This window comes from Saezia sanguinis, from assembly GCF_963921665.1.
GTDB classification, from domain to species: Bacteria; Pseudomonadota; Gammaproteobacteria; order Burkholderiales; family Burkholderiaceae_C; genus Saezia; species Saezia sanguinis.
Genome location: NZ_CAWUGC010000016.1, coordinates 185,855 through 206,610 on the forward strand (window position 1 = coordinate 185,855; position 20,756 = coordinate 206,610).

Annotated in this window: 17 protein-coding genes and 1 tRNA gene; 11 read left to right on the plus strand and 7 right to left on the minus strand. The window is 52.0% G+C overall.

Annotated features, from left to right (window positions below):
- Positions 1-13: 13 nt before the first annotated feature.
- Positions 14-1,210, plus strand: a complete 1,197-nt coding sequence (gene dinB / locus AACY98_RS11610; RefSeq protein ID WP_339805176.1) for a DNA polymerase IV — start codon at positions 14-16, stop codon at positions 1,208-1,210.
- On the opposite strand, the gene AACY98_RS11615 is transcribed toward dinB, so the two are convergent.
- Positions 1,183-2,646: a PLP-dependent aminotransferase family protein gene (locus AACY98_RS11615; RefSeq protein WP_339805178.1), complete on the minus strand. Its 1,464-nt coding sequence runs from the start codon at positions 2,644-2,646 to the stop codon at positions 1,183-1,185. The two genes, dinB and AACY98_RS11615, sit on opposite strands and share 28 nt — an antisense overlap.
- A 146-nt stretch (positions 2,647-2,792) precedes the next feature.
- Between AACY98_RS11615 and AACY98_RS11620 the strand changes: the two genes are divergently transcribed.
- Both AACY98_RS11620 and AACY98_RS11625 read left to right on the plus strand, forming a co-directional pair.
- Positions 2,793-3,692: a DMT family transporter gene (locus AACY98_RS11620; RefSeq protein ID WP_339805180.1), complete on the plus strand. Its 900-nt coding sequence runs from the start codon at positions 2,793-2,795 to the stop codon at positions 3,690-3,692.
- A 73-nt stretch (positions 3,693-3,765) separates the two neighbouring features.
- Positions 3,766-4,962: a PLP-dependent aminotransferase family protein gene (locus tag AACY98_RS11625; RefSeq protein WP_339805182.1), complete on the plus strand. Its 1,197-nt coding sequence runs from the start codon at positions 3,766-3,768 to the stop codon at positions 4,960-4,962.
- A 142-nt stretch (positions 4,963-5,104) separates the two neighbouring features.
- Here the strand turns inward: AACY98_RS11625 and AACY98_RS11630 are convergent, their stop codons facing one another.
- The gene (locus AACY98_RS11630; RefSeq protein ID WP_126980184.1) at positions 5,105-5,662 is read right to left on the minus strand and encodes a protease inhibitor I42 family protein; all 558 of its coding nucleotides are present in this window, start codon (positions 5,660-5,662) and stop codon (positions 5,105-5,107) included.
- A 470-nt stretch (positions 5,663-6,132) separates the two neighbouring features.
- Between AACY98_RS11630 and AACY98_RS11635 the strand changes: the two genes are divergently transcribed.
- The 8 genes from AACY98_RS11635 to AACY98_RS11670 all read left to right on the plus strand — a co-directional run bounded on the left by AACY98_RS11635 (position 6,133) and on the right by AACY98_RS11670 (position 14,901).
- Positions 6,133-6,993 (plus strand): PhzF family phenazine biosynthesis protein, encoded by an 861-nt coding sequence (locus AACY98_RS11635; RefSeq protein ID WP_339805185.1) that lies wholly within the window; start codon positions 6,133-6,135, stop codon positions 6,991-6,993.
- Positions 6,994-7,036: 43 nt separating this feature from the next.
- Positions 7,037-8,008, plus strand: a complete 972-nt coding sequence (locus tag AACY98_RS11640; protein ID WP_339805187.1) for a threonine dehydratase — start codon at positions 7,037-7,039, stop codon at positions 8,006-8,008.
- A gap of 183 nt (positions 8,009-8,191) precedes the next feature.
- Positions 8,192-9,253, plus strand: coding sequence for a magnesium transporter CorA family protein (locus tag AACY98_RS11645; protein WP_126980181.1), 1,062 nt, complete (start codon positions 8,192-8,194; stop codon positions 9,251-9,253).
- A 234-nt stretch (positions 9,254-9,487) separates the two neighbouring features.
- Positions 9,488-10,654: a murein transglycosylase A gene (locus AACY98_RS11650; RefSeq protein WP_339805191.1), complete on the plus strand. Its 1,167-nt coding sequence runs from the start codon at positions 9,488-9,490 to the stop codon at positions 10,652-10,654.
- Between the two features lie 192 nt (positions 10,655-10,846).
- Positions 10,847-11,674, plus strand: a complete 828-nt coding sequence (locus AACY98_RS11655) for a MetQ/NlpA family ABC transporter substrate-binding protein (protein ID WP_423817563.1) — start codon at positions 10,847-10,849, stop codon at positions 11,672-11,674.
- A 94-nt stretch (positions 11,675-11,768) separates the two neighbouring features.
- Positions 11,769-12,518 carry a phosphatase PAP2 family protein gene (locus AACY98_RS11660; RefSeq protein ID WP_339805193.1) on the plus strand — a complete coding sequence of 250 codons (750 nt, stop codon included), beginning with the start codon at positions 11,769-11,771 and terminating at the stop codon, positions 12,516-12,518.
- A gap of 351 nt (positions 12,519-12,869) precedes the next feature.
- On the plus strand, positions 12,870-14,123 hold the full coding sequence (locus AACY98_RS11665; protein WP_339805195.1) for a putative DNA modification/repair radical SAM protein: 1,254 nt from the start codon (positions 12,870-12,872) through the stop codon (positions 14,121-14,123).
- Positions 14,124-14,133: 10 nt separating this feature from the next.
- Entirely contained in the window at positions 14,134-14,901 is a 768-nt protein-coding gene (locus AACY98_RS11670) for a TIGR03915 family putative DNA repair protein (RefSeq protein ID WP_339805197.1), read from the plus strand.
- Between the two features lie 125 nt (positions 14,902-15,026).
- Here the strand turns inward: AACY98_RS11670 and AACY98_RS11675 are convergent, their stop codons facing one another.
- The 5 genes from AACY98_RS11675 to AACY98_RS11695 all read right to left on the minus strand — a co-directional run bounded on the left by AACY98_RS11675 (position 15,027) and on the right by AACY98_RS11695 (position 20,722).
- Positions 15,027-16,415 carry an anaerobic C4-dicarboxylate transporter gene (locus AACY98_RS11675; protein WP_126980176.1) on the minus strand — a complete coding sequence of 463 codons (1,389 nt, stop codon included), beginning with the start codon at positions 16,413-16,415 and terminating at the stop codon, positions 15,027-15,029.
- A gap of 574 nt (positions 16,416-16,989) precedes the next feature.
- Positions 16,990-17,065: transfer RNA gene (locus tag AACY98_RS11680), tRNA-Phe, on the minus strand.
- Positions 17,066-17,093: 28 nt separating this feature from the next.
- Positions 17,094-17,861 carry a response regulator gene (locus AACY98_RS11685; protein WP_339805201.1) on the minus strand — a complete coding sequence of 256 codons (768 nt, stop codon included), beginning with the start codon at positions 17,859-17,861 and terminating at the stop codon, positions 17,094-17,096.
- Positions 17,862-17,873: 12 nt separating this feature from the next.
- Entirely contained in the window at positions 17,874-20,150 is a 2,277-nt protein-coding gene (locus AACY98_RS11690; protein WP_339805203.1) for a sensor histidine kinase, read from the minus strand.
- Complete coding sequence (locus AACY98_RS11695) at positions 20,147-20,722, minus strand: DUF4390 domain-containing protein (RefSeq protein ID WP_339805206.1); 576 nt, start codon at positions 20,720-20,722, stop codon at positions 20,147-20,149. The genes AACY98_RS11690 and AACY98_RS11695 overlap by 4 nt, the downstream gene beginning before the upstream one ends.
- Positions 20,723-20,756: the final 34 nt, after the last annotated feature.

A 20,756-nucleotide genomic window follows, 5' to 3' on the forward strand; every position in this document is an offset into this window, starting at 1 on the left:
AGCAATAACAACCATGACCGGTCCACAACGTTACATCGCTCACCTAGATATGGATGCTTTTTACGCATCTGTTGAGCTGTTACGTTACCCGCAACTCAAAGGCCTGCCGGTTGTCATCGGCGGACGCAAAAGACATGCCGGAGAGGTCACCGAAACAGATCTGCCTTTGGCCCAATGGCCACGCCTGAAAGACTATACCGGGCGTGGTGTCATCACCACGGCCACTTATGAAGCCAGAGCGTTTGGGGTTCACTCGGCCATGGGCATCATGAAAGCTGCGGCGCTTGCGCCAGATGCATTTTTACTGCCGGCAGATTTTGACCGCTACCGGCATTTTTCTCGTTTATTCAAAGCTGCCGTGCGAGAGATTGCCCCGGTGATTGAAGACCGTGGAATTGACGAGATTTACATTGACCTGACTGATATCCCCGGCATTGACGCCTCCACCCCAACCGACCCTATGGCCGGCGCCAGACGCATTGCGCAGGCAATCAAGGATAACGTCAGACAGGCCACGCAACTGAGCTGTTCTATTGGCATTACGCCCAACAAACTCCTCTCTAAACTGTGTTCCGACCTGGAAAAACCCAATGGCCTGACCCTGCTGCGCGCGCAGGATATTCCTGAGCGCATCTGGCCGCTGCCGGTGGCGCGTGTCAACGGCATTGGCCCACGTGCCACCCAGAAACTGCATGACCTGAACATCATCACCATTGGCGAGCTGGCCCAAACACCTGTCACCACGCTGATGCAGCACTTCGGGCACCGTTATGGCGTCTGGCTGCACGAAACGGCACTGGGGCATGATGAACGCATCATAGAAACCGAACGGCTGATACAAAGTGTCAGCCGCGAAACAACTTTTGAACACGACCTGCACGTCAAACGCGACAAACAGTTGCTGGGGGAAACCTTCACCCGCCTGTGCCAGCAGGTCGCCAAAGACCTGAGTGCAAAAGGTTTTGTCGGGCGCAATATTGGCGTGAAGCTGAAGTTTGACAACTTTCAGACCGTAACGCGAGCCATCACCATTCCCTACCCTACGGGGGACGCCAGAGTGATCCGGCAAGTGGCAGGCCAATGCCTTAAACGCATTGAGTTCAGCCGGAAACTGCGCCTGCTGGGGGTACGGATAGGCACGCTGACGCCCTACTCGCCGGAACAAAACACCACGGCACTTGATCAGGGCGATACTTTGCCCCTGTTTTGAGCCGCTTTGCTGCACATGGCATCGCGTGCACGCTCAAAATCCTGCCAGAACCGGGCATCCTGGGAGGTTGCAAAGTTGATACGCATATAGGTAGAAGCGCCCGAGTTGACCATGAACAGCGCACCCGGCGCAAGCAGCCAGCCCATATCAGCCATGCGCTGCGCAAGCGCTGCCGTATCAACACCGGTATCCACCCAGCCAAACAGACCAGCCGGATCAAAAATAAACTGGCAGCCGGCTTTTTCCGCCAGCCGGACACTGCGCACCCGTGCAGCATCCAGCCGCTCGCGCAGCCGTTCGGCGTGGCGACGCACCTGCCCCTGCTCCAGGCTGTATGCCAGTGCACGCTCCATCAGCGAAGGTGTGGTCAGTGTTGAAATCAGTTTGGTGGCAATCAGCCGGTCAACCAGCGCCGGCGCAGCAGCCAGATAGCCTACGCGCCAGTTGGGCGCGAGTATCTTGGAAAAACCGCCCACATAGATCGTCCTCACCAATCCATCGAGTACGCTCACACGCGTCATGTGTGCTGGGGCAAAAGAAGCATAGGTATCATCTTCTGCAATATAAAAATCGTGTTGCTGCGCCAGTTGCAGCATTTGATGCGCCGTCATCGGCGACAGGCAGGTACCGGTCGGGTTGTGCAGCACACTGACGCTGACATACAGGCGCGGATGAAACTCTTCACAATAATGCTGCACCACGCTCAAGTCGGGCCCCTGCGGGCCACGCGGCACCGGCAGCACGCGCATCCCCAAAGAAACCAGCCGCGCAAACTCCACCGACCAGCCGGGCTCTTCCACCATTACCGCATCACCCGACTGCAACAATGTGCGCGTGATGATATCCAGCGCCTGGGTGGCGCCAATGGTCGTCACAATCTGGTCTGCATGCGCCACCACATCGTACTGCGCCAGGCGATGCGCCAGCATTTCACGCAGCAGCCGGTCTCCGGCAGGCTCTCCATAACGCAGGCTCATGTCATTGAACAGCTTGGCACTGCTGGCGCGGCGCAAAGCCATGCCTAAAAATGAATTCTCCAGCCATTCCACCGGCAGCGCTCCGGAACCCGGCATCGGGCGGTCCTGAAAACCCGGCCACGGCTGCATCATGCCACGAATCAATGCCACCGCATTAACCGGCGCATGCACATCCGCGCTATTGGCAGAAGACCGGTTGTGCGCAGCATGGTTATGCTGCAGGTCATGCGACACATCGCGCACATAAAACCCACGCTGCTTTCGCGCCTCCACCAACCCTTGCGCCTGCAACTGGTCATAAGCGGCAACCACGGTATACGGGCTGACGCCATGGCGCCGGGCACACTCACGCACAGAAGGCAGACGCGCACCCGGCAGCAGCACACCCTCCTGAATCTGCCATGTATACCGGTTGACCAGTTGTTCGGTCAATGTTTGGGAAGAGGTTCTCGTTAACATCTGATCTTTATCCTTTCCCCTTCTGTATTGGTAAATTAACCAATACAGAGTCAGGAATTGATTGCATTACTGTATTGGGACTGTACTGGTTTCTTTTTATAAAGTAAAGCCTTCATACAAAACACTTTTATTTTTGATTCCCGTTGATGATGCGCAGTGAAACCCGTGGACTTTGGCTTGGTTTTTTAGGTGTTGCTATTTTTGCAGCAACGGTACCTATGACGCGCTTGGCAACCGGAGATGCCTCCAACCCGCAACTCTCTCCATGGTTCATTGCATTCGGGCGCGCCTTTGTGGCCGGCATGCTTTCCATCATCTTTCTGGCGGCTGTACGCTCCCCCTGGCCCAAAGGGCGTATGCAATGGACATCGCTGAGCCTGGCGGTCGTGGGCAATGTCATTGGCTGGCCCCTGTTTCTGGGGCTGGCCATGCGGCAGGTATCTGCAACACACGCCGCCGTTATCACCGCTTTGGCACCCTTGGCAACGGCCATTGTTGTGGCCTGCATTCTCAAGCTCAGGGCACGCCCGCTGTTCTGGGTCTGTGCCTTTCTGGGCGCCGCTTTGACCATGGGCTTTTCGATGCTGCGCGCTTATCAGCAAGGGCATGGTTTTGCGCTGGAAACGGCAGACTTGTACCTGATTGCTGCAATCATTTTTGCCGCGATTGGGTATGCATACGGCGCACGTGTCACCCCGGCACTGGGTGCAGAGCAAACCATCTGCTGGATATGCATCCTTGGTTTGCCCATCACCATTCCGGGCACGCTCATGAGCTGGCCGCAAGCCCCGGTGGAAACCAGTGCCTGGATCGGTTTTGCCTATACCGGTATTTTTTCGATGTGGGCCGGCTTTTTTGCCTGGTACCGTGGGCTTCACCTGGGTGGGCCGTTGCGCGTCAGCCAGTTGCAGTTGTTTCAACCCTTTCTCAGCATTCTGATAGCGATTCCCCTGCTGGGAGAAGCGTTTGACCCGACCGCTTTGTTGTTTGCCGCGGCCGTTGTGATGGTCGTTATGATTGGCAAACGCCATGCCATACCGAAATAAGCAGTTTTCAAGGCCGCACTATCATTAACAAAACATTTCATCATCTCACTTTTATATAAAAACAGGAATTAGCATGACAGAATGGACACTAGCACAACGCGTTAAATCATTTGATCCGGGCATCGTCCAGGGGTTGCTCAAGCTGACAGAAAACCCTCAGATCATTTCGCTGGCTGGCGGTTTGCCAGCCGCACAGACGTTCCCGGTTGAAATGATGGCGCGTGCCTGCCAGCAGGTGCTGTCCAGTGCAGGGTCTGACGCCTTGCAATACTCCGCCGGCGAAGGCTACGCCCCACTGCGCGAATGGGTTGCCAACGACCTGAAAAAACAGGGGATGAAAGTGGATGCCGATCAGGTCATCATCACAACCGGCTCGCAACAAGGGCTGGATCTGATTGCCAAAGTATTGCTGGACTGCGGCAGCCGTATCCTGGTTGAAACGCCCACGTACATGGGGGCCCTGCAGGCATTCTGCCCCATGGAGCCGGTCGTGGACAGTGTGCAAAGTGACGACTGCGGCCCCATCCCTGCAGACCTGAGGGAAAAAGCCGGAACCGGCGCACAAAAAGCGCGCTTCATGTATGTTCTGCCCAATTTCCAGAACCCAACCGGCCGCTTCATGAATGATGAGCGCCGTGCCGCTCTGGCACAGGAAGCACAGCAGCTTGGCATTCCGCTGGTGGAAGATAACCCTTATGGCGACCTGTGGTTTGAAGCGCCGCCACCGGCCTCGCTGACTTCGCGCGCACCTGAGCAAAATATCTATCTGGGCTCATTCTCCAAGGTGCTGGCACCAGGCCTGCGCATGGGCTATCTGGTTGCGCCAAAATCCATTTTCAGCAAACTGCTGTTTGCCAAAATGGCCGCAGACCTGCACGCCCCGACCTTCAACCAGCGCATTGTGTATGAAGTCATTAAAGACGGTTTTCTGGACCAGCACGTGCCAACCATTCGCGCGCTCTATAAAGAAAAGCGCGATGCCATGCTGGCAGCGCTGGAGCGTGAAATGACCGGACTGGGTGTGACATGGACACGACCCGTTGGCGGCATGTTCCTGTGGCTGGATCTGCCCAAGCAGATCAACACCATGGACATGTTCCCGCGTGCCATTGCCCACAATGTGGCCTATGTGCCCGGCGCAGCGTTTTACGCCAATGCCCCGGAACAAAACCACATGCGCTTGTCTTATGTTACCGCATCGGTGGAACAGATCAATACAGCAATTGCGGCTTTGGCAACCACCATTAAAGAAGAACTGGCACGCTCTTAAGCCCTTGCACGCCGTACTTCATTGAATAACAGACTGGATCAATACTTGCTTGACCAGTCTGTTAATTGTTTTTTACAGGGAATTATTCCCTTCTATTTCACAAAACAAGCATGTTGCACACCTGTTTTGTGAATGTACGGCGTTATGGAAGGCGGTGAATATTGGTTATCATCGCCTTTCCTTGCAGTGGTTTATGTATTTCAACCATTGCCTTATAAGGTTGTGCGTTGGGAATGACTATTTTTGCATCGCAAATAAAACGGTAATTCATACCCGCAACAATTTGAGTTGCCACAGAAACCGGTACATACTGAACGCCGACAAAGCCTGTCAAGGCTTCGTCAAATACGGCCTTGTCCTCTTTGGTCAATGGTTTCTGTTCACTCCAGCCGCCCACCATATTGGCATTGTTAGCGCTTCCTGCTGCAGGCTGAATTTCAACGGTCATTTCCTCTTCGTACAAAGCATTGGAAAGATCAAACACTCTGAATTTTGCCAGTTGAAATACTGCTTTCCCCGGCTTCATGCCTGCAAAGCTGAATACCCGTTTTACAGGCCCTCCGGATAAAGATGACTGGGATACCACATCCATGTCGATCAAAGACAACCCGCCGTCAAGTTTGACCAGATGGTAGCTATATCCTGTACCAGCCTGTTCTACACGCTCTACTGTAAATACTTCACCAACATTCTTTTTCATCCAAGTCTCCTGTTTTACAAATTTAAAATATGACAACGCATGGCCATGTACTTCAATACATACCAAATGTCACAGTTGAATGGAATTTAAAACTACAACTCCGTAGTTACCCTGGATATTTCAATACAACGTTTGGCCAAAAAAACGGCCATTTTTATAATCTCAGGTATGGAATCGTATCGGGATGAAAACTTAGCAAATCCGCAATAAGTAAGGCTTTTCCAAGTAACCGGTTTCAGTATACATGAAAAAAACTGGCTCAATCAACGATTTCAAAGAATAATTCCGCATCGCAAAATCTCCTCTCATATGCGTGTTGCTGTGGCCCAAAAGTCAACACAAATTCAAATGGATTGCAACGGCTACTTTGCGCTGATCATCATAAAAAATATGAATCCGGTAGCATGGCATATCAATCACTGCTACAGTGGAACTTTTAAAGTTAAACCATTTATTTTTGAAAGCCAACGATGGTTTCATATCCTTTTCATCTGGTTGATGTTTTTTCTTCACAGCCATTTCGCGGTAACCCTCTGGCCGTTGTGCACCATGCGCAGGCACTGGATGAAATCGCCATGAAGCGCATTGCCAGTTGGCTGCACCTGTCGGAAACGGTATTCCTGCTCCCACCCACTCAGGCTGATGCAGATTATCAGATGCGCATATTCACCGCCAACGGTACCGAACTGCCGTTTGCAGGGCATCCAACCCTGGGCGCCTGCCATGCCTGGCTGCAAACAGGCGTTCAACCAAAACATACCGGCAAAATAATCCAGCAATGCAAAGTCGGCCTGGTGGAAATACGCCAGATGAATCCCGCGTATCGCAGCTTTGCCGCGCCGCCAATTCAGCGCACACCATTGGCCAAAGCGGATCTGGAACTGATTTGCCGGGCGCTTGACCTTGATTGCTCACAAGTTGTGGACCATCAGAGGCTGGATGCCGGGCGTCCTTACAACGCCCTTTTGCTTGACAGCGCGCAAACCGTGTTAAACGTTATCCCCAACCTGCAAATGCTTGGCGAGGCCGGGCTGGATGTCGGGCTGATCGGCCCACACGAGAACATTGCTGAAAACGCAGACTCACCCCAATTTGAAGTCCGTTTTTTTGCGCCTGTCATGGGAGTTGCAGAAGACCCGATCACCGGCAGCCTGAATGCATCGCTGGCGCAATGGTTGATTGCAACACAACAGGCACCCACGCACTACCTGGCAGCACAAGGCACAGTACTGGGGAGGACTGGCCGCATCTATATCCAGCAGGATGACGCTGGCCAGGTCTGGGTCGGAGGACATACCACGACCTGTTCTGAAGGAAACTTGCAGCTCTAGCCGACTTGCCGTTGCATATAACCATCCAAAGAAACATCCGTATATGAGCCATTCGCCTATTCTGACATCCGATCAGCTTGCCCATGCCGGTCAGGTCGTTTATGCCCATTTGCCAGCGTCCCCTCAATATGCCTGGCCGTTACTGAAAAAACGGGTTGGCGCCACCGTCTGGGTCAAACACGAAAACCACCTGCCTGTAGGTGCCTTCAAGATTCGCGGCGGGCTGGTTTATGCCAACCGCCTGCTGCAAGCCGGCACCAAGCCTGCGGGCTTATTGTGTGCCACACGGGGCAACCATGGGCAGTCCGTCGCACTGGCTGCAAGCCTGTGCAATCTGCCGGTAACCATTGTGGTACCGCATGGCAACTCGGCAGAAAAAAACGCGGCAATGCAGGCCTTAGGCGCCGAGCTGGTGGAACATGGCGACGACTTCCAACAGGCCAAAGAATACGCGACAGCGCTCCAGCACCAGCAGTCTTTGCATTTTGTTCCTTCATTTCACCCTGATCTGATTGCAGGCGTTGCCACCGCATGGCTGGAATTTTTTAAAGCCGTACAACCAGATGTGCTTTTTGTCCCCATCGGACAAGGGTCGGGCTTCTGCGCTGCAGCGGCTGTTCGTAACCTGCTCAATCTGAAAACACGTTTGATTGGTGTGGTTTCGGCACATGCCTCCGCCTATCAGCAATCATTCATTGAAAAGCGCGCCGTTGTCGTTCCGGCAACAACACAACTTGCCGACGGCCTGGCATGCAGCACGCCTGATCCACAGGCGCTTGAACTGATCTGGCAGGAAGCAGAAGATGTTGTTGCTGTCACCGACCAGGAAGTTGCCAACGCCATGCGTATTCTGTTTACCGACACACATAACGTAGCTGAAGGCGCAGGTGCTGCCGCACTGGCCGCAGCCATCCAGCAAAAAGACCGCTGGCAAAACAAAACCGTTGGCGTCTCCTTATCCGGTGGCAATGTAGATGCAGCATTGTTCACGCAGGTTCTGTCGCGGGCATTTTGAGCGTAAAGCAAATCGCCTTGTCATGGTTTTGGCACAGGCCACACTGCAAAAAATCTGGCTGCTGCTTCTGTTTCCTGCACATTCCATGTATATTAGAGGCTGATCGTTTTTGATGGCAGCATGCCATTTTTGTGCTTCTGGTCAGCACCAGACAAAAGGCTTTAGATATTCAGGGCGTTCTCTATGCGTATCATTGGTATTGAAAACACAGCACGTGAGTATACTCAGGCACCCCAGGCACTCAGTGGCAGCGAATTTTTATGGCTGTCCTGCGCCCGGAGTGAATTTGAAGAATGTCTACCTGATATTCAGGAGATTCTGACGAATCTGGATGGCCGTCCGTTACTCGATTTTCACATCCAAGATCTGCTGAGCACACAACAGCCGTCGCATTATGACTTTACCTCCTATTACGATGTCATCGTATTCCGGCGCCTGACCGCTTATAACATGGATGACAGTGAAAACGAAAACCCGGATGCGTGCGAGTTGAGCTTTGCGCGGTATATCAGCACGGCACCGGTCGGCTTTATCATCTTCGACCGCATCTTATTGACCGTGCATGACGACATTGAACACCGCAACCAGTTTGCCGCCAAGTTACTTAACGACAACACCGCATCTACCGGGCGGCTGCGGCGTACAGGCCTGCATTTACCCATCAGCCCGGATGAACTCATGCTGCGGCTGGTAGACTTTTTGATTGACGGTTATGTGGATCTGCGGCGGCACCTGTCACACCAGCTTGACCGCTGGCAAAACGCACTGCTCAGTACCGAACAGCCCCAAACCAACTGGCAGGCGTTGTTCGAATCCCGCAATGCGCTGCACCAGATGGAAGATTTGTGCGAAGACCAGAGCGTTGCCATCAAAGCCTGGCTGGAATCCATTGAAGATGAAGGGGATGACAGCAACACCGAACTGCTGGAAGTACGCGCGCGCGACGTCATTGAGCACATTGAGCGCTCACGCTCCCATGTACACCGGCTGGAATCCTCTTTAGAAGGCGCGATTCAACTGCATTTTTCTGCCACGGCCAACCGTACCAACCATGTGATGCGTACACTCACCGTACTGACCGCCATTTTCCTGCCGCTGAATCTGCTGACCGGTTTGTTTGGCATGAACTTTGCCGATATGTTCTTAACCAAATACTCATGGGGCTTCTGGCTGGTGCTGGTGGTCATGCTGGTGAACACTGCGGTGCTGGTGCATTACTTCTCCCGCAAAAATTACCTGGGGTAACCACCAGAACATGTTTTTGCAGTTGTGCCTACTTTGTCAGTATCGCCAGCCCTGCCTCTGATATGCGGTATAGTTCTACCCACATCCCTTGTTTGACGATGACCTGGCGTTAGTTGCAACATGTTTCTTTTTCAAATGACCTCTGCCTTTTCCGCGCGCATTCACCCTAAGCGGCAGCCTGTACAGCCTATATCTCATTCATCATCACACCCCCCATCCTGGCAACGCCGGCTCATGTACACCATATGCGCCGCAGCAGCACTGTTGCTGCAGGCCTGTATGGGGCCAACCGGGACGTATGACGATACAGACCCTTATGCCCACTATCCTGCGGCGGACGGGCCGGATATTCCTTTGCGCTTACCGTCTGACTACAACAGGGTTTCACCCACCGCCCGCACGATTTACATGCCGGGCAGCCGCTGGGTTCCTGTGCGCTGGGCTGATTTACCAGGCTGGAACCATGACCGTGTCGGTGAGGCATGGCAGGCGTGGGTCTGGAGCTGCAGCCAGACTTCTGCGACCTGGGCCCAGGCCTGCGGACAGATCATTCATCTGGCCAACGCCAGCGAAAATACCAAACGCCAGTGGATGTATGACCACCTCCAGCCCTACCGCATTGAAGCGCTGAACGGCAACACCAAAGGCATTCTGACCGCGTACTATGAGCCTATTTTCCGGGCCCGCCGTCAGCCACAGGGCGACTTTACCGTACCGCTTTACTCTCCTCCGCCCGACCTGCACCCCACCAACCCTTACTGGAGCCGAAAAGACATCGAATCCAACCCGCGCGCGCAACGCGCCGTCCAGGGGTACGAATTTGCCTATCTGGCAGACCCGCTGGATGCGCTGATTCTGCACATTCAGGGCTCCGGGCAACTGGTACTGACAGAGCCTGACGGCACCACCCACCGCGTACGCGCTGCTTACGCGGCCAGCAACAACCACCGCTATGGCAGTGTGGGCAGATACCTGCTCGATCGCAACCTGATTACCGATGCCACCTGGCCCGGCATCAAAGCCTGGCTGGACGAACACCCCGAACGGCTGCAGGAAGTCCTGTGGTCCAACCCGCGTTACATCTTTTTCAATGAAGTCCCGCTGGACGACCCTACCCTGGGGCCGGTTGGCGCCCAGGGCGTCCCGCTGACATCCGGGCGCTCCATTGCCGTAGATAAACGCGCCATTCCTTACGGCACACCGGTATGGATCGCAACCGAAGACCCTTCCGGGCAGACCCAGCCTTTACAGCGACTGGTACTGGCGCAGGACACCGGCTCGGCCATTGTCGGCGCGGTTCGGGCCGACTACTTCTGGGGCCAAGGGCATGAAGCCGGTGAACAGGCAGGCCGCACCAAACAGACACTTTTCATGTGGGCCTTTTTGCCCAAACCCGAATAAACCATATCGCTGCGCATAACATTTTTAGTTATAAACTCATGAAAACATGTTCTAGCCGCACAATCAGATTTCGCGCTAATATATTCACTTTAAATGACCTGCCGGCCTGCATACAGAACGCTTCAGAAAAACTGCATTCCGGGCCGCTGAACATCTACCATCACTTTGTAGCCTTTTAAAGGAGATTTTTGAATGAATACATTACACCAGCGGCGCTCCTTTTGGCGCGTGCTTTCCGGTGGCGTTGCCGCCGTTGCACTTTCGCTCACAGCATTTGCCACCCAGGCACAAACAACCACCACACTGAAGGTCGGCGCCACGGCGGTACCACATGCTGAACTGCTTGAATTTGTGAAACCTACGCTCAAAGCGCAGGGTATTGATTTGCAGATCATGGAGTTTTCCGACTATGTGCTGCCTAACCGTGCGCTTGCAGACAAGCAGCTTGATGCCAACTTCTTTCAGCACAAACCTTATCTGGACACGTTCAACAATGAACATCGCACCACGCTGGTCGTAGTGCCCAACGGCAATGTGCACATTGAGCCCTTTGGTGCTTATTCCAGAAAAATCACCCGCATTGAAGACCTGAAAGATGGCGCTACAGTGGCTTTGCCCAATGATCCATCCAACGGTGCCAGGGCATTGCTGCTGTTGCATGCCGCCAAGATCATCCAGTTGAAAGACCCGACCAACCTGCTGGCCACATCCAAAGATGTGATTGATAACCCGAAAAACCTGCGTTTTGTCGAACTGGACGCAGCCCAGTTGCCGCGTGTATTGCCTGAAATGGATCTGGCGCTGATCAACACCAACTATGCGCTGCAAGCCGGGCTGAATCCATTGAAAGACGCCTTGCTGATTGAAAGCCAGGATTCACCTTACGTCAATGTGGTGGTATCCCGCTCAGACAATGCCAACGCCCCGGCCATTGCCAAGCTGATGGAAGCCCTGCACAGCGAGCAGACCAAACAATATATTCTGGAACACTACAAAGGTGCGATCATTCCGGCATTCTGAGTGCATAAATAGAAGGCTCTATTTATAATCCGCCTAAGGCATGACAGTCTGTCATGCCTTTTGTTTTATTAAGAGATCTCATTTTTGCAGGCGCATGAAGTTAAATACAGGAAACTCAATAACCACATTGACGCTGCTCACCATCGGAACGCTTGTGCTTTTGCTGGTGCCCGGCATCGCTGTTGCGCTGCACTGGCAGTGGCTTCCTCCCGTTGAGATTCCGGCTTATCTGTTTCCGCTGTACCTTGTCACAGAAACCGGGACCGTGCCTTATGCATTTGTGACCTGTATTGTTCTGGGCATCATCCCCCTGTTTTATTACCCGCAGCTACCCGCACGCAAAAAACTGCTGCTGGTCGTCATTATGGCCGCAACGCTCGGGGTCGGACAGATTGTCAAATCCACACTCAAAAACGTGGCCCAGGCACCCCGCCCCTATATCGTCTGGCTGGAAAAAAGCAACCACATCAATGCCAGCGATTTTTACCAGCTCACGCGTGAAGAACGCAAAGAATTTCTGACACGGCAGGACTTTTCACAATTCACCGTTCCATCATGGCAGCAGGCCCATTGGGCCAAGGAAACCGGATTTTCATTTCCATCCGGGCATAGCATTTTTGTGGCGCAGTGGATGCTGATGTTGTGGCTGTTGTTATGGCGGAAAAAAGCCTACATCATGATGACATTGATCATGTGCTGGGCCTGTGCCATTGAAGCCAGCCGCCTGCTGCTTGGAATGCACTGGCCGCAGGATGTCATGCTTTCGTGTCTGCTGGCATTTATTTTGATTTACATTGCCCGCATTTGCTGGAACAAATGGGTTTTTCACGCTCCTGTTCCTTAGGGTCAGGACTCATTAAATAGAGAGATTGCGTTTGCTGGAATGGGGGTAGGACAAGGCGCGAAGCGAAGACAATGGTAAGACCCTTGCCAAGCTGGGCAACGCCCTATTTAATGTGCCCTGTCCCTAAAAGCATTCAGCAAGCCAGACACAAGCTCACCTCCGGTGAGCTTTTTTATATTCATTGCTGTTTTTCAAGCACTTGATGCTGTATAAATATACAGTATAATGGAGTATATTTTATCCGTTGACCACTGTGCCGGGTTGCCTGGGTTTGTTGGCCTGCATCACTTCTTTGCTTTCCTTGTGCAGTTGTTAAACGAGTGGAGCGGCTCATTGGCCCCAAGTGATACCATGAAAGATACGCTTGTTAAAAAGCTCGAAATTCTGGCCGAATCAGCCAAATACGATGTTTCCTGCGCGTCCAGTGGCGTTACACGCAAGCATCGGCAAGGGCAAATTGGCAGTGCTTCAGGCTGGGGCATTTGTCACAGTTTTACTGAAGATGGCCGCTGCCTTTCACTGCTGAAAATCCTGCTGACCAATATCTGCATTTATGACTGCGCCTATTGCATCAACCGCAAAAGCAACGATGTGGCACGTGCGGCATTCACCGTGAAAGAACTGGTGGAGCTGACCATTGCGTTTTACCGCAGAAACTACATTGAAGGCCTTTTTTTAAGTTCCGGCATCATTAAAAATGCCGACCACACCATGGAGCGCATGGTTCGCGTGGTAAAAGAACTGCGCTTGGTTGAGCGCTTCAATGGCTACATTCACATGAAAAGCATTCCAGGCGCCAGCCAGGAGCTGATCAATGAAGCAGGCCTGTACGCCGACCGCCTGAGCGTTAACATTGAAATTCCGTCTGAACGCAACCTGAAGCTGCTGGCACCGGAAAAAGACCACCAAAGCGTCTACCGCCCCATGCATTACATTCAGCGCGGCATTGAAGAAAACCGTGAAGCCAGACAAAAATACCGCTCTGCCCCACGGTTCGTTCCGGCCGGGCAAAGCACCCAGATGATTGTCGGCGCCTCGGGGGAAACAGACCGGGACATCCTGCTGCTTTCCTCAGCGCTATACCATCGCGCCAGCATGAAGCGCGTTTACTACTCTGGCTTCATTCCTGTCAACGCTTATGACAAACGCCTGCCAGTGGTAACGCAAGCCCCTTTGCTGCGCGAAAACCGCCTTTATCAGGCCGACTGGCTGATGCGGTTTTACCAGTTTGATGCGGCTGAAATTGTCGATGGCGATTCTGCCCAGCTTGATCTGGACATTGACCCCAAGCTGGCCTGGGCACTCCGGCATCCGGAAATATTCCCCATCGATATCAACCGGGCAGATTATGCGCAGATTTTACGAATTCCCGGCATTGGCGTGAGATCGGCCAAAATCATTATCAACGCCAGACGGCATGGCACACTCACACTGGAAACGCTGCGCAAAATAGGAGTCGTTACCAAACGTGCCCGATACTTCATTCGCTGCCCCGGCTCTGCTGCATCATCCCGGCTTGATATCAATCCGTTGCAAATCAGACGGCAGTTAACCGAAACAAAATCCGTCCGTCCGATTGCTCAGCAACTGGACCTGGTTTTTTAGGCGTACCGCCATGCAGGTATTTTTATTTGATGAAACCTTTGACGGCTTGCTGACCTGCGTTTTTGAGGCATATCGGCAAAAGTGTTTTCCCGAAAAACTGCTGCCTTACAACGCTGTGCTGCCCCTGTTTACAAGCCACGCCACCAACATTCAAACAGACACACACAAGGCAACACGTGTATGGCATGTGTTGCACAACAAGCTTTCTGACCAGGCCTGCTACCAGTTACTGTGCGCGTGGTTTTCGGAAGATGCAGACTGTGCCAGCCTGGTGTTCAGAGTCATCCAAAAAGTCGTTGACAATGACATGTCTATTGAAGGCAACCTGAGCGATGAAGATATTCTGGCATTGTGGCAACTGGCAAAAAGAGTCAGTAAAGAGCAACTGCATCTGATTCAGTTTGTACGTTTTCAGAAAACGGTAGATGACATTTACTTCGCCCCGGTCAACCCGGTGTATAACGCATTGCCGCTGACGCTTTCACATTTTGGCGACCGTTTTGCCGACCAGAAATGGATCATCTACGATATGGGACGCGGTTATGGTTACTTTTACGACCTGAACAGCATCACCGAAATCACGCTGAACTGGGATGAGCACTTTACCCAGGGACAACTCAAAGCCAGCGCATTAGCCGATGATGAAAAACTGCTGCAAACCATGTGGCAGAAATACTTTAAGGCGCTGACCATTCAGGAACGGCTGAACCCCAGACTGCACCGGCAGCATATGCCCAGGCGCTTTTGGCGCTATCTGACAGAAAAGCAGAATTTGTAAAACAGCGCATCATGCCTGTGAAAGGATATCCTCTCTGAATAAAAAAAGAGGCCTGTACAGGCCTCTTGATCTGTTGAGAGAATACGCTCTCAGTCGATGACTCCGATCATCAATATGGCTATTCATTAAACATAGCCATACATCGCAGCCAAAATATAACCAAAAATACATGATGTGATCACACCAATCAGCCCTGGGAAAATAAAACTGTGGTTGATCACAAACTTGCCGATCCGGGTGGTACCGCTGCGGTCAAACTGAATCGCAGCCAAATCACTTGGATACGTTGGCAAAATGTAATAGCCATAACATGCTGGTGCAAACGCCACAATCACGCCCGGTGGCACGCCAATGCTCAATGCCAGCGGAACAAATGCAGCAATCGCGGCCGCCTGCGAGTTCACAAATTTAGAGATGATCAGCAGCATGACCGCATACGTCCAGGGATGCTCTGTCACCACTTCACCCAAAGCGGCTTTGATCATCGGTGTATGAACCGCAAACATGGAATCTGCCATCCACGAAATCCCGAACACCGCAACCAGTGCAATCATACCGCTGCGGAAAATTTCATTTTTACCGATCTTGCCCGCATCGGTCGGTGTGAAGATCAGGATAAACGACCCGGCAAGCAACATGAAAATCTGAATGGTATTCACCATATTCAGGCGGGTAATCTTGCCGTTAGCGCCTTCCCATGCCGGCCGCAGATCTTCGTATGCGCCCATCAAAGCAACCACGACAATGGCACCCAGGAAAATCCACATGGCCAGCCAGTTGGAACGTGGCAGCTTTTTACCCAGCAGGGTTTCTGTTTCACCATAAACATACTGCCGGTTTTCGGGGTTGGAAATGAACTTCTGGAACACAGGGTCCTTATCCAGATCTTTCCCTCTGAACCAACTGAAAATACCAATACCCAACACACCACACAGCGAAGAAGGAATCGTTATTTTCAGCAAATCAAGATAGCCATCGAAACCGGCCAGCGGGTGGTTGGCATTGATCAGGAACGCTGTCAGCGAAACAACCGCCACTGAAACCGGACTGGCGATAATCCCCATTTGCGAAGCGATTGACGATGCCGCCATGGGACGCTCAGGGCGGATACCATTTTTAATGGCAATATCATAAATAATCGGGAGCATGGTATAAACAACGTGCCCGGTTCCGCACAATACAGTCAGAAAGAACGTCACAAACGGGGCCAGAAGACTGACATACCTGGGGTTGCGCCTTAAAATTCTCTCTGCGATCTGCAGCATCACATCCAGACCACCACTGGCCTGTAACGTCGCGCTGGCAACCACCACAGCCAGAATCGTCAACATGACATCAATGGCAGGTTTTCCCGGCTGGACATTGAAGCCAAAGACCAGAACCACCAGACCGATACCACCCAGCAACCCTAGCGCAATACCACCTTTCTTTGCGCCGTAAAACAAACAAATGAGGACAATGATTAATTGAAGGGCAAACTGCGTGCCTTCGTTCAAGCTGGTTAGAAAACTCATATCACGCTCCCTTATACGGTGAGAAACCAATATGGCTATTTAAAATTGTACTGATACCCGCCCTTGAGAAAAAGCAATTTATTGCTGTTAGCGTCTCATAAAAAGTGTTATTTGCAACACCATCGCCTATTGTTTCAAGAAACATTGATACGCATCAATCTGTCCAATGCCATTGTGCCCAGAACGTGCCCGGATATTTTATATATGAGGAATTTGAATATTCTTATGCGATGAGATCGCTATATTGACCATGCATATCTTATTATTTTTTTCACGGCCTGTGGACGTATTTTTCTTTATTGCATACAGATGATTGATATGCATGCATTTTTAAGAATACAAAAATCCACCAAAAAAAGGTTTTTATTCTTTTCGGCAGCAGTCTATTATTTCTGATGGATGGCCAGCATGAAAATTGCAGACACCTTGGCCAACACCATCTACCCTGCAACAGTGGTCAAAAGCGATGACCGCAGCAGGAAATCAAAATGCCCGGCGTTTTGATGCTATTTCTATAACAGGCATACAAACAAAAAAGGCCAGATCGCAAATGATCTAACCTTTTGATTTTACTTGGTGGCCAGAGACAGAATCGAACTGTCGACACGCGGATTTTCAGTCCGCTGCTCTACCAACTGAGCTATCTGGCCTTACGTAAAGAAGAAGGAGTATAGCAGATTAATTTTGATTTGTGCGTTTTGCCCGAGAAAGATCTATGCCTAATTGTTTCAGCTTGCGATACAGGTGTGTACGCTCAAGGCCTGTCTTCTCCGCCACACGGGTCATACTGCCATTTTCTTGGTACAGATGAAATTCAAAGTAAACCGTTTCAAATTCATCTCTAGCTTCGCGCAATGGTTTGTCAAGGTTAAAACTGCGCACCGGCTGGTTGCGTTCGTCTTCAACAGCAAAGCTGCCGGGCATATTGGTTGCCGCAACAGGGGCGGCCATCTGCTGCGCCATGTTTTGCATACCCGCCTGCGGCATTGCCTGCGCAGCAGACTGCATCGCAACCCCTGCCATTTGTACGGTGTTTGTATTGCCCGCAGTAGCCAACGCAGGCACAACGCCCAACATTGGTTTTGCCGGGTTCAGTGCCTGGTCCACAGCCTTCAGTAGTTTTTGCAGCGTAATGGGCTTTTCAAGAAATGCCATCGCACCAATTTTGGTGGCTTCCACTGCCGTGTCAATGGTAGCGTGCCCTGACATCATGATGACAGGCATGACCAACTGACCACTGCTGCCCCATTCCTTGAGCAGCGTAACCCCATCGGTATCGGGCATCCAGATATCCAGCAACACCAGATCCGGGCCAAATGCAGATAAAACCTGCCTAGCTTCTGTTGCATTCTGTGCGGTTTCTACCGAGTGTCCTTCATCATTCAGAATTTCTGAAAGCAACTCTCGAATACCGAGCTCGTCATCAATGATCAGTATCTTTGCCATATACGTTAAAGTTTACTCTATTGTATGCGATGCCTGCATATGCTGCGTGGGAGTAATCACTAATGCTGGAAATGATAGCAGCACTTGTGCGCCTGTGATATTTCCTTGCTCATCGACATGGTTGCTCAGACCAATACGGGCACCATGCTCATCCATAATTTTCTTAACAACCGCCAGCCCTAAACCAGTACCCTTCAGTTTTGTTGTGACATAAGGCTCAAATGCCCGTTTCAGTATTTTTTCAGAAAACCCGCATCCACTGTCACGCACAATCAAACAAACCTGACCTGCGGACTGGGCATCTTCCTGAGCCGCCTTGTATTGGGTTGCCACTACAATTTTCTGACCCGTCTGGCTTTCCTCAGTTGCATCCAGTGCGTTCTGCAGCAGGTTATGCAGAACCTGCCTCAGTTGTGCCGCATCTCCTTTGATCAGCGGAAGGTCTGCAGCAAGCATCACATCAATATGCGTTTGCTGTTTATGCTGTGCGCCTATGTATAGCTGAATAATATCACGCACCAGCACATTCAGATCAAGTGGTTTTAATTCCGCTACTGGTAAACGTGCATATTCCCGGAATTCATTGACCAGCCGCTTCATCGCGTCCACCTGATCCACAATCATTTTGACCGACCGCTGTAAAACGGCACGGTCCTGATCCTCCAGCTTACTGGCAAACTTGTGTTCAATACGTTCTGCTGATAATTGGATGGGCGTTAACGGGTTTTTAATCTCGTGCGCCAAACGGCGCGCCACTTCACCCCAGGCAACAGAGCGCTGCGCAGAAATAATGTCACTGATATCGTCTATCACCAGCAACTGCAACGTTCCCCCCAGCCAGGCGCCACGGGCAACAACGGTAATGTTATCGCCTGACTGGGTATCCTCAAGCTCAAACGTCTCCTGCCAATACGCATCCTGGTTGGCCGGCAATGTAGAGAATTGTTCTGCAACGCGTTTACCCAATGCTTCCAAAGCAGGCACGGCCTGCAATGTTTGCCCTACATTGGGCTGCAGATTCTGGCGCAAAATACGCTCGGCACCAGGATTGATGCTCTGAACCGCACCGGCGCGGTCAAGCACAATCACCCCGGCTGTCAGGTTATCCAGTATGGTCTGCAAGTGCGCCCGTGCATCTGCGACCTGCTTAAGGCTTTTTTCAGCGATAATCTGCGCCTCTCGCAATTGGTCCGTCATATCGGCAAAGGCATGCGTCAATCCACCCAGTTCATCGTGTGTATGCACCAGTTGTTTGGGGCTTAAATCCCCTGCACCCACCTGCCTGACCCCTTCGGCCAGAATCAGCAAGGGCCGCAAAAGCTGCTGCCCCAGCACAACCGCCAGAACAACCGCTACAAAAACCGCCAGAATTAACGCCAGCGTCAACGTCCCGATGTACATGCGGCGCAACCCTTCACGACCCAGCGCGCGCTCCTGATACTCCTGGTACGCTTCCTGAACCGACCGGGCATTCGCTGCCAGCGCCGCTGGCATGCTATTGGAAACCCGCAGAACACGAACCTGCCCCGTGACGTCATAGATGCTGATGGGAACAATCGCCAGCGCCCACATTTTGGGTGAAGCGCCATCTTCGTTATCCTCTATGCCCGACATGACCCGTTGCTGCATCAGCTCTGCCCGCATGACAGATGTCAATGGTTTAGCTGGCTGCAACCGATAGCTGGACGTGCCGGATGCACCCAGAATCTCACCATTGAGATTCAATAATGCCATGTCGTCCACTTCCAATTGCTGACGGAACAGGTCCATCTGCAAAATAGCAGCAGACTCAGACATTTGCGCCAGCTGATACGCAACCACCTGTGTTTTGTTCACCAGGTCTTTCAACTGCGCATCATAAGATGCCCGCCCCAGTTTTAACCCGGCGTCCAGTGCGCCTTCCACCTTGACGTCAAACCAGGTTTCTATGCTGCGCGATACAAACTGGTACGACACAGCATACACAAACAACCCTGGCAGAAACCCGACTATCACAAATATAGCGGCCAGCTTCACCAGTAGCCGGCTGCCAAACCGCCCTTTTTTCAGCCGCACCAGCAGCCGCACGGAGGCCCAGACCAACACCAGCAACAATATGGCCGCAATGGTGATATTGATACCAACCAGCCAGCCAAAATAATTAATGTAAAGGTCCTGATTTCCCGTTGTCTGAGCCAGTAAAAACAGCAGTGCTGCAACCAGACATGCTGTCGCGCTTAACGACAGTATCCAGACCCAGCGCATCGCTTTTTTGACAGACTGTCTGGAGCGGTCTTCATTGTCACTCATTGACCACCCCCAGAAATCTGCAAATCAACTTCCTGCTTCAAAGACAGGCCCCATTCCTCCTGATCCGCAACCCCCACTTGAAACAACCTGGGCAAACGGGAGCGATCCAGTTCAAAAATGAAAACCAGTTTTTTATCTCCAGAGCTATTCAATACATCAGCATCGGCAATCCGCCAATGCGAAATATGTCCGACAAAATTCAATGCTTCGGGTAGGGTGGCAAACGTCTGGCCCAAGCCGCCGATGGTCACCCGGTAACGCTGCAACAACGGCTGAAAAGTCAACCGTACCGATTTGCTTTCCTGTGCATCCACAGCATCAAACCAGTACCAGCGCACACGTTCAATTTCAGCCGATGCATTAAAGTGCAATGCGATTCCTTTATGCAGAGCCTCCTGTACCACGTCAGGCAAAACCAGCTCAATTTCGGCATTCAAATAAAGTGCACCCTGGTCTGCCTGTATCTGTAATAAAGAGATTCTGCTGCGCTCCGCAGACCATACGCCAGCAGACCATGCGCCCAAAAGACAAAACAGCACAATGCCACACCAGCACCATAACCTGGTGAGCATACCCACATTCTGCGAAGAGTGCCGATTTGCCGTT

Excerpts from the sequence above, each read along its gene's own strand:
- AACY98_RS11620 (WP_339805180.1), top strand. The coding sequence starts at position 2,793 with ATGATGCGCAGTGAAACCCGTGGACTTTGGCTTGGTTTTTTAGGTGTT.
- AACY98_RS11690 (WP_339805203.1), bottom strand. The coding sequence starts at position 20,150 with ATGAGTGACAATGAAGACCGCTCCAGACAGTCTGTCAAAAAAGCGATG.
- AACY98_RS11615 (WP_339805178.1), bottom strand. The coding sequence starts at position 2,646 with ATGTTAACGAGAACCTCTTCCCAAACATTGACCGAACAACTGGTCAAC.
- AACY98_RS11650 (WP_339805191.1), top strand. The coding sequence starts at position 9,488 with ATGTACACCATATGCGCCGCAGCAGCACTGTTGCTGCAGGCCTGTATG.
- AACY98_RS11655 (WP_423817563.1), top strand. The coding sequence starts at position 10,847 with ATGAATACATTACACCAGCGGCGCTCCTTTTGGCGCGTGCTTTCCGGT.
- AACY98_RS11645 (WP_126980181.1), top strand. The coding sequence starts at position 8,192 with ATGCGTATCATTGGTATTGAAAACACAGCACGTGAGTATACTCAGGCA.
- AACY98_RS11675 (WP_126980176.1), bottom strand. The coding sequence starts at position 16,415 with ATGAGTTTTCTAACCAGCTTGAACGAAGGCACGCAGTTTGCCCTTCAA.
- AACY98_RS11685 (WP_339805201.1), bottom strand. The coding sequence starts at position 17,861 with ATGGCAAAGATACTGATCATTGATGACGAGCTCGGTATTCGAGAGTTG.
- AACY98_RS11635 (WP_339805185.1), top strand. The coding sequence starts at position 6,133 with ATGGTTTCATATCCTTTTCATCTGGTTGATGTTTTTTCTTCACAGCCA.
- AACY98_RS11660 (WP_339805193.1), top strand. The coding sequence starts at position 11,769 with ATGAAGTTAAATACAGGAAACTCAATAACCACATTGACGCTGCTCACC.
- AACY98_RS11630 (WP_126980184.1), bottom strand. The coding sequence starts at position 5,662 with ATGAAAAAGAATGTTGGTGAAGTATTTACAGTAGAGCGTGTAGAACAG.
- AACY98_RS11695 (WP_339805206.1), bottom strand. The coding sequence starts at position 20,722 with ATGCTCACCAGGTTATGGTGCTGGTGTGGCATTGTGCTGTTTTGTCTT.
- AACY98_RS11625 (WP_339805182.1), top strand. The coding sequence starts at position 3,766 with ATGACAGAATGGACACTAGCACAACGCGTTAAATCATTTGATCCGGGC.
- AACY98_RS11640 (WP_339805187.1), top strand. The coding sequence starts at position 7,037 with ATGAGCCATTCGCCTATTCTGACATCCGATCAGCTTGCCCATGCCGGT.
- AACY98_RS11665 (WP_339805195.1), top strand. The coding sequence starts at position 12,870 with ATGAAAGATACGCTTGTTAAAAAGCTCGAAATTCTGGCCGAATCAGCC.
- dinB (WP_339805176.1), top strand. The coding sequence starts at position 14 with ATGACCGGTCCACAACGTTACATCGCTCACCTAGATATGGATGCTTTT.
- AACY98_RS11670 (WP_339805197.1), top strand. The coding sequence starts at position 14,134 with ATGCAGGTATTTTTATTTGATGAAACCTTTGACGGCTTGCTGACCTGC.